This is a genomic window from Geodermatophilus sp. SYSU D00766, assembly GCF_054049915.1.
This window is the reverse complement of the sequence record NZ_JBJGYI010000066.1, coordinates 1-12520: the sequence shown is the minus strand read 5'-3', so window position 1 is coordinate 12520 and position 12520 is coordinate 1. Positions and strand designations below refer to the sequence as shown.

The window sequence follows — 12520 nt, the reverse complement described above, 5'->3', positions numbered from 1 at the left end:
CCGGGCCCGGGCGGCGGGGGGGCGTTGAGGAGGGTCGTGGGGCCCGACGCGGGGCCTGGGCGTACCGAGCGCGTGGACGTGGCGGGCGCCCCCCCCCCCCCGCTGTTCAGCCGGGGCCTGTCGCTGCTCCTGCCGGGGGTGAGCGAGGGGCGGGTGCGCGTCGTGGCGACCACCGACGACGCCTCCGCGGCCGCGGCGCTGGTCCGCCGGCACCACGCCGACGTCGCCGTCGTCGACCTGCACATGCCGCCACCGGGAGGGGTGCGGGCGATCGCCGCCATCCGCCGGGCCGACCCGGTGGTGCGCGTCGTGGCGCTGTCGGGGCTGGCCGAGGCCGACGCCGCCCTGGAGGCGCTGCGCGCCGGCGCGGCCGGCTTCCTGCCCAAGTCCGCCGACCCCGAGCGCCTGGTCCGTCCGCTGCTGGCGGTGCTCGACGGCTGGTCGGTGGTGCCCGAGCCGCTGCTGCGCCAGCTGCTCGACGACGCCGCCCCGACCGGCGAGCAGACCGTCGCCGACCGGCTGACCAGCGACGAGCGCCGGCTGTGGCGGCTGGTCGCCGACGGCACGAGCACCGTCGACATCGCCACGACGCTGCACGTCTCCGAGCGCACCGCCAAGCGGCTGGTCGCCGCGCTGCTGCGCAGTCTCGGGGTGGCCACCCGGGTGGAGGCGGCCGCACTCGCCGGCCGCGTCGGTCTCGGCTCGGGGACCGGCGGGAGGAGCTGAGCGGCGGACGTGCCGCTGCGCTGTCGGCATCCCGCCCGGGCTACCCGGGCGCGTGATCGACACGCGGCCGTCTCGGTGAACTGGCCCCGAGGGGCCAGCGCGGCGGGTCAGCCGGCGGGGCCGTCCCCGCGACCGGGCGCGGTGGCCCAGGGACCGGAGGCGGCGGCGGTGAAGGCGGCGACGTCGGCGGCGGCCATGTCCACCGCGGCGTAGCCGCCGGTGCCCGCCCCGACGCAGGCCACCACGGTGGCCAGGCCGGCGCGGCGCTGGAAGAACGTCTGGCGCACCTGCCAGCCGACGACGGCCCGCCGCTGCAGCACCGCCTGCTCGCGCACCAGCAGCCCGCTGCGCACGCTGAACGAGCGCGGGCCGGCCGCGTGGCCGAGCGCGGCGTAGCGGCCCAGGCCCAGCGGCACGCCGAGCACGGTCAGGACGACGCCGAGGGCGAGCAGCCCCCAGAAGCCGGTGGCCGCCTGCAGCGCCGCGCCGGCCGCGGCGACCGCGAGGCCGGCCAGCATCGCCCGGACCACCGCACGGCGCCGGGCGGCCGGCGGGTGCGCGCGCAGTGGCCCGGGGTCGTCGACGAGCAGGCCCAGCAGCCGGACCGCCTCCGCGCGCGGCCCGAGCGGGAACAGCTGCCCGCGCCGGCTGGCCGCGCCCAGCCCGGTGACCAGGGCGTTGACCCGGGCGGCCCGCACCAGCCGCATGCCCAGCCCCTCGGCGAGCGTGCCGCCGCGGATCCGGTCGACCTCCAGCTCGGTGTGCCGCCGGGTCACCAGGCCGCGGACGGCGCTCAGCGACCCGCCGCGGCGCACCAGCCGGAAGCCCCAGTTGACCACCGCCGCCCCGAGCACCGCCCCGACGGCGAGCAGCACCAGCGCAGCGACCGCGGCGACGACGAGGACCCGGACGTCGCTGAGGTCGGGGCCGGTGACGTCGGGCCGCAGGTCGCGGGGCAGCTCCTGCAGCAGCCGGGACAGCGCGCCGACCGCGGCCAGCGGCACCGCGAGGTAGCTGGCGACCAGCGGTGCGTAGAGCAGCCACCGCGGGTCGAAGCGGGCCAGCTCCTCCTCGGCCGGCTCCTCCGCCGCCGTGGACGGGTCGGCGCCGGCCGGCACCGGCCGCGCCGCCCGGCGGTGGGTGAGCACCGAGACGCGCAGCCGGTCGCCCTCGGCCCGCGGGACGCCGTCGACGACGACCTCCTCGTCGCTGCCGGTCAGCGTCCCCGCGGCGGCGTCGATGCGGACCCGCACCAGCCCGAACAGCCGGTGCAGCGCCGGTGCCTCGACCTCGACGCCGCGGATGCGGTCGTTGGGCACGGTGCGCACCGAGCGCGCCAGCAGCCCGCGGGTGACCACCACCGCCGACGGGGTGTCGGCGTAGGTGGTGCGCCACCAGGTCAGCCCGGCGAACAGCAGCGACAGCGCCGTCACCGCCACCACCAGCGCGACGACGACGCCGACGCCGTCGATCCCGACCGCGGCCACCAGCGGGATCGCGGCGGGCACGACCTGCCGGGCCTGCTTGAACGTCACCGTGTGCACCAGGACGACCAGCGGCGAGGTGCGCCGGGCCCCGGCCGGGGCGCCGTCGCCGGGCGGCACGGCTGCGACGGCCGGCGGCGGGGACGGTGGGGCGGGTTCGGTCACGTCGCCTCGTCCCGCACCTGCTCGGCCCGGCGGGCGAGGTCCTCGGCGACCCGCTCGGCGACGGCGACCTCCAGGTGCGGCACCCGCACGGTGCCCTGCGACGAGGCGGTGAGCACCGCGACGCTGGCCAGGCCGTAGAGCTGCTGCAGCACGCCGCGGGTGACGTCGACGGTCTGGATGCGGGCGACCGGCACCAGCGTCCAGGTGCGGGTCAGCCAGCCGGTGAGGGTGTGCACCGTCTCCGCGGTGACCTCCCACCGGTGCACCCGGTACCGGATCCACGGCCGGACGCCGATCGCCACCACCGCGTACACGGCGACCAGCACCGGCAGCAGCCACCGCAGCACGGGCACCGGGCCGCCCACCGACGCGGGCACGAGGAGCACGCCGACGCCGACGAGCACGCCGTAGACGAGGGTCCCGATCACGCCCTCGGTCACCCAGAGCCAGATCGCCGAGCGCGACAGCGGCCAGGCCGGCTCGTGGACCGGGGGCGCGGGGGGAGCGGTCATCACGTCCATCCTCGCAGCCGGGACGCGGCGCGGCCCCGCACGAGCCGGACCTGGGACAGTGGGGGGCGTGATGCCGCAGCAGGTCCCGACCGTGCCCGCCGCCGAGGTGCCCGAGGACGCCGTGGTGCTCGACGTCCGCGAGGACGGCGAGTGGGTGACCGGCCACGTCGAGAGCGCGACGCACATCCCGATGGGCGAGGTCCCCGCCCGGCTCGACGAGGTCCCCGAGGGCGACCCGCTCTACGTCGTCTGCCGCAGCGGCGGCCGGTCGGCGCGGGTGGCCGCCTGGCTCAACCACAACGGCTACGACGCGGTGAACGTCGGCGACGGCATGGGCGGCTGGGAGGCGGCCGGCCGGCCCATGGTGAGCGAGACCGGCCAGCCGCCGTTCGTGCGCTGAGCGCTACGCCCCGCGGACCAGCCCGATCGCGTAGGAGTCCCAGAACGTCCCCGCCGGCGGCCCGCCGTTGCACTCGCCGTCGGACTCGCCGGCCCGCTTAACCCACAGGTAGGCGTCGACCCGGTCCTGCCCGGTGGCCGCGGTGGGGCGCTCGCCCAGCGCCCGGCCCGGGGGGTTGCACCAGTCGGTGCCCGGGCCGTTGCCGTTGCGGCTGGTGTCCACGACGAAGTGCGCCCCGTCGAGCAGCGACGACACCTGCCGGCCGTAGGCCAGGTTGCTCGCGGTGGTCTCGAAGTTGGAGACGTTGAGGGCGAACCCGTCGGCACCGGTGGCCCCGGCGGCGCGCAGCCGCCCGGCCATCGTGGCGGCGTCGACCCAGGTCGGGTTGCCGGCGTCGAGGTAGGTGTGGGTGCCGGGGTTGGCCTCCAGCAACCCGACGGCGGTCCGCAGCAGCTGCGTCCGCTCCGCCGTGTCGCCGCACTGCTGCGCCAGGGCGTCGGGCTCGACGACGACCACCGCCTGCGCCGTCCCGATGCCGGCGACCACCGCGCGCACCCAGTCCAGGTAGGCCGCGGACGAGCCCGCGCCGCCGGCGGAGTACCCGCCGCAGTCCCGGCCGGGCACGTTGTAGGTGACGAGGACCGGCACGGCGCCGGCGGCGCGGGCGGCGGCGACCTCCTGCCGGACGGTGGCGGTGACGTCCCCGCTCCACGCGCCCAGCCAGGTCGCCGTCGGCACGCCCGCCAGCTCGGTGAGGGCGGCGGTGTCCGCGGCGCTGCGGCCGGGCCGGGCCGCGGCGGTGGTGGGTGCCGGGGCGGTCGTCGTCCCGCCGGCCGGAGCGGCGGCGGTCGGAGGCGCCGTCGTGCCGGGCGCCGGCGAGTGCGGCGCGGGGCGTGCCGACGGCGCGCGCCGGACGTCGCGGGCCTGCTCGAGGGCCGGCTGTGCGGCCACCTCGGCGGCCGACGGGGCGGCCGGCGGGGACCCGGCGGTCGTCAGCCCCGGCACGGCCAGCGCGGCGGCGAGCCCGGCGGCCGCCAGGCCGCCGGCCCAGGACCGGCGGCGGACCCGGCCCGCCCGGTGCCTGCCGGGGGAGGAGGACGGCACGGGCGCGGAAGTCACGTGCGCACCGTAGTTGGCCGATCGCTAGAGGTCACCGGCGATCGGATCGCGCGTCACACCCGCCCCACGGGTGGAACGGACGGGGCCCGCCCGCGCGGGGCGGGCCCCGGCGGTCAGCCCTTGACGGGGTACTCGGCGAACCGGCTGCGCAGGTCCTTCTTGGAGAACTTGCCGACGCTGGTCTTGGGCACCTCGTCGATGAACTCGACGGCGTCGGGCATCCACCACTTGGCCACCAGCGGCTTGAGGTGCTCGAGGATCTCCTCCTCGGTCGCCTCCTCGCCCTCCCGGAGGACGACGCAGGCCAGCGGCCGCTCGTCCCACTTCGGGTGCGGGATGCCGACGACCGCGGCCTCCTTCACCTTCGGGTGGCTCATGATCGCGTTCTCCAGGTCGACCGAGCTGATCCACTCCCCACCGGACTTGATGAGGTCCTTGGTGCGGTCGGCGATCCGGATCGAGCCGAACGCGTCCATCGCCGCGACGTCGCCGGTGCGCATCCAGCCGTCCTCGGTGGTCAGCACGACGCCGGCGTCGGGGTTGTAGTAGTCCTGCGCGCACCAGGGGCCGCGGACCTGCAGCTCGCCGGTGGCCTCGTCGTCCCAGGGCTGCGGCTCGAGGGTGTCGGCGTCGACGATCCGCGCCTCCACGCCGAGGAACGGGATGCCGGCGCGGGCGCGCTGGTCGGCCTTGCCCGCGTCGTCGAGGTCGTCGAAGCGGGGCGGCAGGATCCCCGAGGAGGCGACCGGGTGGGTCTCGGTCATCCCCCAGGCCTGCAGGATCGGCAGGCCCACCTGCTCGCGGTAGGCCTCCGACAGCGCCTTGGGCACCGCCGAGCCGCCGCAGCCGATGTCGCGCAGCTTGTGCGGCTTGCCGGCCAGGTACGGCAGCACGCCCTGCCAGATGGTCGGGACGCCGGCGGTGAAGGTGACGCCCTCGTCGACGATCAGCTTCGCCAGCGCCTCGGGCTGCATCATCGGGCCGGGCATGACCAGCGAGGCGCCCGCGGCCGGGGCGGCCTGCGCGATGCCCCAGGCGTTGGCGTGGAACATCGGCACGACCGGCATGGCGACGTCGCGGATACCCAGGCCGAAGGCGTTGGGCATCAGCACGCCCATGGTGTGCAGGAACGTCGAGCGGTGGGAGTAGACGACGCCCTTGGGGTTGCCGGTGGTGCCGCTCGTGTAGCACATCGAGGCCGCGCTGTCCTCGTCCTCGACGTGGAACTCGACCGGGGAGGCCTCGGCCAGCAGGGTCTCGTAGTCGGCGACGCGGGGGTCGTCGGGGATCTCGTTGTCCCCGCCGTCGTCCATGACCACCACGTGCCGGACGGTCTTCATCGTGTCGACCAGCGGCCAGAACAGCGGCAGCACGGTGCGGTCGACGAAGACGACCTCGTCCTCGGCGTGGTTGGCGATGTAGGTCAGCTGCTCGGGGAAGAGCCGGATGTTGAGCGTGTGCAGCACGCGCCCGGTGGACGGCGCGGCGAAGTACAGCTCCAGGTGCCGCTGGCTGTTCCAGCCGAAGGTGCCCACCCGGCCGTCGGCGCTGATCCCCAGGGTGTCGAGGACGCCGCCGAGCCGGCGGGTGCGCTCGGCCCACTCCGCGTAGGTCACCTTCGTGACCCCGGTGGGGCTGTTGGTCGCGATCGTCCCGTCGCCGTAGTGCTGCTCGACGTGCCGGAAGATCGCGTCGACGGTGAGGGGGAAGTGCTGCATGAGCCCGCGCATGGCCGCATCGTGCCAGTGACGCCGCTCACGTTCCACACGCGGCCGCCCCGGTGCGGACGGTGCCGTCCGCCCCGGTCGGCGTCAGCGGGTCAGGACGGGAGCCGGTAGTCGGCGAAGCGGCTGCGCAGGTCCTTCTTGCTGAACTTGCCGACGCTGGTCTTGGGCACCTCGTCGATGAACTCGACGGCGTCCGGCAGCCACCACCGCGCCACCAGCGGCCGCAGGTGCTCGACGAGCTCCTCGGCGGTCAGCGCGGCGCCCGGCCGCAGCACCACGCAGGCCAGCGGCCGCTCGTCCCACTTGGGGTGCGGCACCCCGACGACGGCGGCCTCCGCGACCGCCGGGTGGCTCATGATCGCGTTCTCCAGGTCGACCGAGCTGATCCACTCCCCACCGGACTTGATGAGGTCCTTGGTGCGGTCGGCGATCCGGATCGAGCCGAACGCGTCGATCGCGGCGACGTCGCCGGTGCGCATCCAGCCGTCGGGGGTCGACAGCACCACGCCGGGATCGGGGTCGTGGTACTCCGCGGCGCACCACGGGCCGCGGACCTGCAGCTCGCCGGTCGCCGCGTCGTCCCACGGCAGCTCCTCGCCGGTGGCGGGCTCGACGATGCGCGCCTCGACGCCGAACACCGGGACGCCGGCGCGGGCCCGCTGCGTCGCCTTCGTGTCCTCGTCGGCGTCGGCGAACCGGCGCGGCACCACGGCCAGGGAGGCGACCGGGGAGGTCTCGGTCATGCCCCAGCCCTGCAGCAGGGGCAGCCCCACCTGCTCGCGGTAGGCCTCCGACAGCGCCCGGGGCACCGCGGAGCCGCCGCAGGTGATCAGCCGCAGCCGGTGCTCGCGGCCGGCCAGGTGCGGCAGCGCGCCCTGCCAGATGGTGGGCACCCCGGCGGTGACGGTGACGCCCTCGGCCACCAGCAGGTCGACCAGCGCCTCGGGCTGCATCAGCGGCCCGGGGAAGACCAGGCCCGCCCCCGCGGCCGGTGCGGCGTAGGGCAGGCCCCAGGCGTTGGCGTGGAACATCGGCACGATCGCCAGCGCGACGTCGTGCTCGGAGAGCCCCAGCGCGTTGCCGCCGAGCACGGCCATCGTGTGCAGGTACGTCGAGCGGTGGGAGTAGACGACGCCCTTGGGGTTGCCGGTGGTGCCGCTCGTGTAGCACATCGAGGCCGCCTGCCACTCGTCGCGGACGGCGAACTCGACGGGGTCGGCCTCGGCGAGCAGCGTCTCGTAGTCGTGCACGCGGGGGTCGTCGGGGATCTCGGCGTCGCCGCCGTCGTCCATGACGACGACGTGGTGCACGGTCTTCATCGTGTCGACCAGCGGCCACAGCAGCGGCAGCAGCGTGCGGTCGACGAAGACGACCTCGTCCTCGGCGTGGTTGGCGATGTAGGTCAGCTGCTCGGGGAAGAGCCGGATGTTGAGCGTGTGCAGCACGCGGCCGGTGCAGGGGGCGGCGAAGTAGAGCTCCATGTGGCGGCTGGAGTTCCACGCGAAGGTGCCGACCCGCCCGTCGGCGGTGACCCCGAGGGCGTCGAGGACCCCGCCCAGCCGGCGGGTGCGCCCGGCCCACTCGGCGTAGGTGGTGCGCCGGACGCCGGCCGGGCCGTTCGTGACCAGCGTCTGGTCGCCGAAGTGCCGCTCGGCGTGGCGGAAGACCGCGTCGACGGTCAGCGGGGTGTCCTGCATGAGGCCGCGCACGTGCACATCGTGCCAGTGACGCCGGTCACGTTCCAGGAGCGGCGGACGGTCAGCCGTACACCGGGCGCAGCGTCTCCACCAGCGCGGCCAGCACCTCCGCCGACGACCGCGGGGCCTCGTGCTGGGCGGCCGCCGACAGGACCCACACCCCGGCCCCGCGGGCGTCGGGGACGGCGAGCACCAGTGGCGTCGCGGTGCTCCCGCCGGGGCCGGTGCAGCCGATCAGCGCCCCACCGCCGGGCACGTCGGCCGCCAGGCAGGGAGTGTCGCGGTGCGCGGCCGCGGGCAGGACCTCGGTCCGCAGCCGCTCGATCGCCGTCCCGTCCTCGTCCGCGACGAAACCGACGCCGACCAGCTGGGCGTCGTCGTAGGGACCGCCCTCGGACAGCGACCGGGGCTCGGGCACCCACGTGCAGCCCACCGGGCCCCGCGGCAGCGCGCCGCCGCCGTAGCCCATCGGCACCCCGAGCCGCGCCGTCAGCGGCTCGGCCAGCGGCGGGCAGGAGCCCTCGACGTCCCGGGCCGGCCTCCCTGCGGGCAGCCACCGGTCCCACTCGGCCGGGGAGGTGAGGGTGAGCGGCGCGGCCAGCGTGAGGACGGCGGCCTCCAGGCGGGGCGGGACGACCGGCCCGTCCTCCGGCGGGACCGTCCGGTCCGCGACCGGGCCCTCGCGCTCGCTGGGGCCGGCGGTCACCGACCGGACGGCGGCGGGCACCCCGGCGGCCAGGACCGCGGCCAGCAGCGCCCCGCCGACCACGGTGGCGGCGTGGGTGCGGCGCCGCCGCCGGTACCCGTCGGCGACCGCGTCGGGCGAGACGGCGGACTCCGGCCAGGTCAGCTCGTCGGCCAGGTCGTGGAGCCGGGCGCTCAGGCCGGAGCCGCCGTCCTCCCCGGACGCGCCGAGGGCGGCCCTGCCCCCGGCGAGGTCGTCGCGCACCGCGTCCGCCGGGCTCCGCACCAGCCGCGCGACCTCCGCCTCCCCCAGGCCGTCGGCGTGCCGCAGCACCAGGGCCGCGCGCACCGCCGGCTCGAGCCGCAGCAGCGCCGTCCGCAGCTCCTCGGCGCGGGGGTCCGCGAGCGGGCCGGGGACCTCGGCCACCACCTGCCCGTCCGCCGGGCCGCGGCGCCGGCCGAGGGCGAGGTCGACGAGCGCCCGCCGGGCCGCGGCGGCCGGGTCGGCGACCGGCCGCCACCGGCCGAGGGCGTCGACCAGGGCCGCCCGCGCGAGGTCCTCGCCGGCCTGCCGGCCGCCGGTGAGCAGGACGGCGGTGCGCAGCAGCCCGGGCCCGGCGTCGCGGACGAGCACGGCCAGTTCCGCGTCCCGTCGCGCCGTCACCACTGCAGCTCCCGCAGCACGTCGGCGGCGACCCAGCGGGCGCCGGTACCGCCCGACCGCAGTCCCGAGGCGGTCTCGACGGCGCGGGCGTGCAGGCCCGGGCTGCGCTTGCCCACCTGCCGCAGCGCCCAGCTCGCCCCCTTCCGGACCACCGGCCGGTCGTCGTCGGCCCGCTCGGCGACCGCGCGCAGGAACGGCTCGAACCGGTCGTCGTCGGCTCCCTTGTCGCCCACCGCGAGCCCGGCCATGACGGCGAAGCCGGCGCGCTTGACGAACGGCTCGGGCCGCGCGCTCCACTCCAGCGCCTTCGCCCAGGCCAGCGGCGTGCGCCGGACCAGGTTCTGGCACACCTGGTCGCACAGGTCCCACGAGTCGAGGCCGGCCGCCCACGCGTCGAGCTGCCGCCCGTCCACTGCCGCCGGCTCCTCGACCATGCTCGCGAGGATCCGCGCCTCGTGGACGCCGGAGTCCCACAGCCCCGCGGCCAGCGCGTGGTCGCGGCCCAGCTCCCGGGCCAGCGCGCGCAGCTCCGCGACGGTGACCCCGAGGACGTCGGCGCCGCCGATGCCGGAGCGGGCCATCCCCGGCAGCCGCGCCGGGTCGGCCAGCGCCCGCAGCCGGCCGAGCACCTCCGGGACGCCGGCCACTACCGGGTCAGGACGACGGGCAGCTCGGCCAGGCCGCGGATGACGAACTCCGGACGCCGCCGCACCGGCCGGGCCAGCTGCAGGTCGCTCGTGCGGGCCAGCAGCGCGCCGAAGGAGGCCTGCAGCTCCACCCGGGCCAGCGGTGCCCCGATGCAGAAGTGCACGCCCGCGCCGAAGGAGATGTGCGGGTTCTCGGCGCGGCCGACGTCGAGGGTGTCGGGCGCGGCGAAGACGGCGGGGTCGCGGTTGGCCGCGCCGAGCAGCGCGGCGACCTTCTGCCCCCGGCGCACGGTCACGCCGCCGACCTCGACGTCCTCGGTGGCGGTGCGCTCGAACAGCTGCAGCGGCGAGTCGAAGCGCATGAGCTCCTCGATCGCCGTGGGCAGCAGGGCCGGGTCGGCGCGCAGCCGGTCGAGCTGGTCGCGGTGCTCGAGGAGGGCCAGCAGACCGTTGCCACTGACGTTGACCGTCGCCTCGTGGCCGGCGTTGAGCAGCAGGATGCAGGTGGTGACCAGCTCGTCCTCGGTCAGCCGGTCGCCGTCGGAGTCGCGGACGGTGACCAGGTGGGTGAGCAGGTCCTCGCCCGGGCTCCGGCGCCGCTCGGCGGCCAGCCCGCGCAGGTAGCCGACGAACTCGGCGGCGGCGCGCTCGGCGGCGTCCTCGACGTCCTCGGTGCGGCCGTACTCGTACATCTTCACGATCGCGTTGGACCACGGCCGCAGCAGCGGCCGGTCCGCCTCCGGGACGCCGAGCAGCTCGGCGATGACCGCGACGGGGAGCTCCTCGGCCATCCCCGACAGGACGTCGACCTCCGCCGCGCCGCCGGAGCGCTCGACCAGCCCGTCGACGAGGGAGTCGGCCAGCTCCTGCACCCACGGCCGCAGCCGCTCGACGTGCCCCCGCGCGAAGGCGGCGCTGACCAGCCGCCGCAGCCGGGTGTGCTCGGGCGGCTCCATCTCCAGCAGGGCGTTGCGGTGGATCAGGTTGAACGACCCGAAGCGCTCCTCCGGCGTGCGGTCCCGCCAGATCCGGCCCAGCCGGCGGTCGCGCAGGACGGCGTTGCTCTCGGCGTGGCTGAACGCCAGCCACAGCCCCAGCCCCTCGTGCCACTGCACCGGCGCGACCGCCCGGGCGGCGGCGAAGGCGGGGTAGGGGTCGGCGACGATGGCCGGGTCGGTGAGGTCGAGCGGGGTCACGGCGGCACCCTAGGCGGCGCGGGGCGCCACTCGGCCCCACATACCCTGGCCGCATGGCTCGATCCGCGACCCGCCGCCGTCCCGCGCCCGCCCGCACCGAGGAGGGGGTCAACCCCAAGGCCCCCTGCCCCTGCGGGTCCGGCCGCCGGTACAAGCACTGCCACGGCTCGGGCTACGCACCGCCGGTGACCCGCCCGTTCGAGGGCCTGCCCGGCGAGCCGGACTGGGTGGCGCTGCGCGAGCTGGTGCCCGCCGCCACCGCGCCGCTGACGACGACCGACGGCCGCGAGGTCACCCTGGCCAGCGTGCTGCCCGGCGGCGCGCCCGCGCTGGTGCGCACCAACGGCGAGATCCTGCTCGGCGTCCAGCTGCCGGCCTCCTCCGACGACGTCAGCCGCGACATCGGCACCGCTCTGGCCGCCGCGCTGGAGGCCCCGGCCGGTGCGCCGGTCGACCCGGGGCCGATCGGTGCGGCCGGCTCGGCCGGCCCGCGGCTGCAGGAGCTGCTCGACCCGTCCGCGCCGCTGGAGGTGACCGTGCACGAGGACTTCGGCTTCTGGCTGGAGGGCACCGACGCCGGCCCCGCCGCCCGGGCCGGCCTGCAGCAGGCCAACGAGGCGGTGCTGCCCACCGAGCGGCTCGAGGGGCTGGGCGCTGCCTACTGGGTGCGCCCGGGCAGCGAGCGGGCGCACCTGCGGTGGGTGCGGCCCGAGGCGGAGGAGCCGCTGCTCGACGCGCTGGCCCGGCTCTCGGCGGCCGAGCAGCTGCTGCTGGGCGAGGGGACCCGCTACGCCGGCGCCTTCCGCGCGCACGGACTGGTCGTGCCGGTGTGGGACCTGCCCGCCGACACCCCGGCGCAGGAGTGGAACGGCCCGGCCGCGGAGTTCGGCACCCGGCTGGAGGAGGCGCTGGCCGCGACCGGCTCGCTGACCGCCGACGAGCGCCGCGCCCGCGCCGGCCTGCTCTCCCGCCAGGTCACGCTCCGCTAGTTGTACTGACCGGGGAGGTTGGTCAGGCGGCTGATAGGTGGATGGCCGCCGATGCCGGTGTGGGGCCGGTGGTGGTTGTAGGCGTGCAGCCAACCAGGAAAGGCCGCGCGGCGGTCGGCCTCGCTGGTGAACAGCTGGGCGAAGGCCCATTCGCTGGTCATGGTGCGGTTGAACCGTTCGACCTTGCCGTTGGTTTGCGGCCGGTAGGGCCGGGTGTGCTTGGCCGTGATGCTCAACTCGGCGCAGGCGCTGGCCCAGTCGCGGCTGCGGTAGCAGCCGCCGTTGTCGGTGAGCACCCGGCGGGCGGTCACGCCGCGGGCGGCGAACCAGGCCACCGCCCGGTGCAGCACGGCGGCGGCGGTGGGACCGGTCTCGTCCTCGTGATCTCGGCGTAGGCGGTGCGGGAGTGGTCGTCGAGGACGACGTGGATGAAGCCGTGGCCCATCAGCGGATTGCGGTAGCGGTTGCGGGCGCGGCCGCCATCGTGGTGCCGGTTGGCCTTGCCGGCCT

The 12520-nt window shown here is 76.7% G+C and carries 11 protein-coding genes and 1 pseudogene; 3 read left to right on the top strand and 9 right to left on the bottom strand.

What is annotated here, in order from left to right:
• The first annotated feature begins 78 nt into the window (after nt 1-78).
• Nucleotides 79-726, top strand: coding sequence for a response regulator (locus ACI8AD_RS24240; protein WP_456873086.1), 648 nt, complete (start codon nt 79-81; stop codon nt 724-726).
• A gap of 107 nt (nt 727-833) precedes the next feature.
• Here ACI8AD_RS24240 and ACI8AD_RS24235 read toward each other — a convergent pair whose 3' ends face one another.
• Together ACI8AD_RS24235 and ACI8AD_RS24230 are read right to left on the bottom strand one after the other, a co-directional pair.
• Entirely contained in the window at nt 834-2375 is a 1542-nt protein-coding gene (locus tag ACI8AD_RS24235) for a PH domain-containing protein (protein WP_456873085.1), read from the bottom strand.
• Nucleotides 2372-2887 (bottom strand): PH domain-containing protein, encoded by a 516-nt coding sequence (locus ACI8AD_RS24230; protein WP_456873084.1) that lies wholly within the window; start codon nt 2885-2887, stop codon nt 2372-2374. Before ACI8AD_RS24230 ends, ACI8AD_RS24235 begins: the two co-directional genes overlap by 4 nt.
• Nucleotides 2888-2957: 70 nt before the next feature.
• Between ACI8AD_RS24230 and ACI8AD_RS24225 the strand changes: the two genes are divergently transcribed.
• The gene (locus tag ACI8AD_RS24225; protein WP_456873087.1) at nt 2958-3287 is read left to right on the top strand and encodes a rhodanese-like domain-containing protein; all 330 of its coding nucleotides are present in this window, start codon (nt 2958-2960) and stop codon (nt 3285-3287) included.
• Between the two features lie 3 nt (nt 3288-3290).
• Here ACI8AD_RS24225 and ACI8AD_RS24220 read toward each other — a convergent pair whose 3' ends face one another.
• The 6 genes from ACI8AD_RS24220 to ACI8AD_RS24195 all read right to left on the bottom strand — a co-directional run bounded on the left by ACI8AD_RS24220 (nt 3291) and on the right by ACI8AD_RS24195 (nt 11021).
• Nucleotides 3291-4406 carry a glycoside hydrolase family 6 protein gene (locus ACI8AD_RS24220; RefSeq protein ID WP_456873083.1) on the bottom strand — a complete coding sequence of 372 codons (1116 nt, stop codon included), beginning with the start codon at nt 4404-4406 and terminating at the stop codon, nt 3291-3293.
• Between the two features lie 113 nt (nt 4407-4519).
• Nucleotides 4520-6136 (bottom strand): long-chain fatty acid--CoA ligase, encoded by a 1617-nt coding sequence (locus tag ACI8AD_RS24215; RefSeq protein ID WP_456873082.1) that lies wholly within the window; start codon nt 6134-6136, stop codon nt 4520-4522.
• Between the two features lie 89 nt (nt 6137-6225).
• On the bottom strand, nt 6226-7842 hold the full coding sequence (locus ACI8AD_RS24210; RefSeq protein WP_456873081.1) for a long-chain fatty acid--CoA ligase: 1617 nt from the start codon (nt 7840-7842) through the stop codon (nt 6226-6228).
• A gap of 49 nt (nt 7843-7891) precedes the next feature.
• Nucleotides 7892-9178 carry a hypothetical protein gene (locus ACI8AD_RS24205; protein ID WP_456873080.1) on the bottom strand — a complete coding sequence of 429 codons (1287 nt, stop codon included), beginning with the start codon at nt 9176-9178 and terminating at the stop codon, nt 7892-7894.
• Complete coding sequence (locus tag ACI8AD_RS24200) at nt 9175-9825, bottom strand: DNA alkylation repair protein (RefSeq protein ID WP_456873079.1); 651 nt, start codon at nt 9823-9825, stop codon at nt 9175-9177. The genes ACI8AD_RS24205 and ACI8AD_RS24200 overlap by 4 nt, the downstream gene beginning before the upstream one ends.
• A complete protein-coding gene (locus ACI8AD_RS24195; RefSeq protein WP_456873078.1) occupies nt 9825-11021 on the bottom strand; it encodes a cytochrome P450 in 1197 nt (398 codons plus the stop codon). Before ACI8AD_RS24195 ends, ACI8AD_RS24200 begins: the two co-directional genes overlap by 1 nt.
• A gap of 53 nt (nt 11022-11074) precedes the next feature.
• Between ACI8AD_RS24195 and ACI8AD_RS24190 the strand changes: the two genes are divergently transcribed.
• On the top strand, nt 11075-12010 hold the full coding sequence (locus ACI8AD_RS24190; RefSeq protein WP_456873077.1) for a DUF5926 family protein: 936 nt from the start codon (nt 11075-11077) through the stop codon (nt 12008-12010).
• Here ACI8AD_RS24190 and ACI8AD_RS24185 read toward each other — a convergent pair.
• A pseudogene (locus tag ACI8AD_RS24185) lies at nt 12007-12520 on the bottom strand (integrase core domain-containing protein); the annotation flags it as partial. The gene ACI8AD_RS24190 and the pseudogene ACI8AD_RS24185 overlap by 4 nt on opposite strands.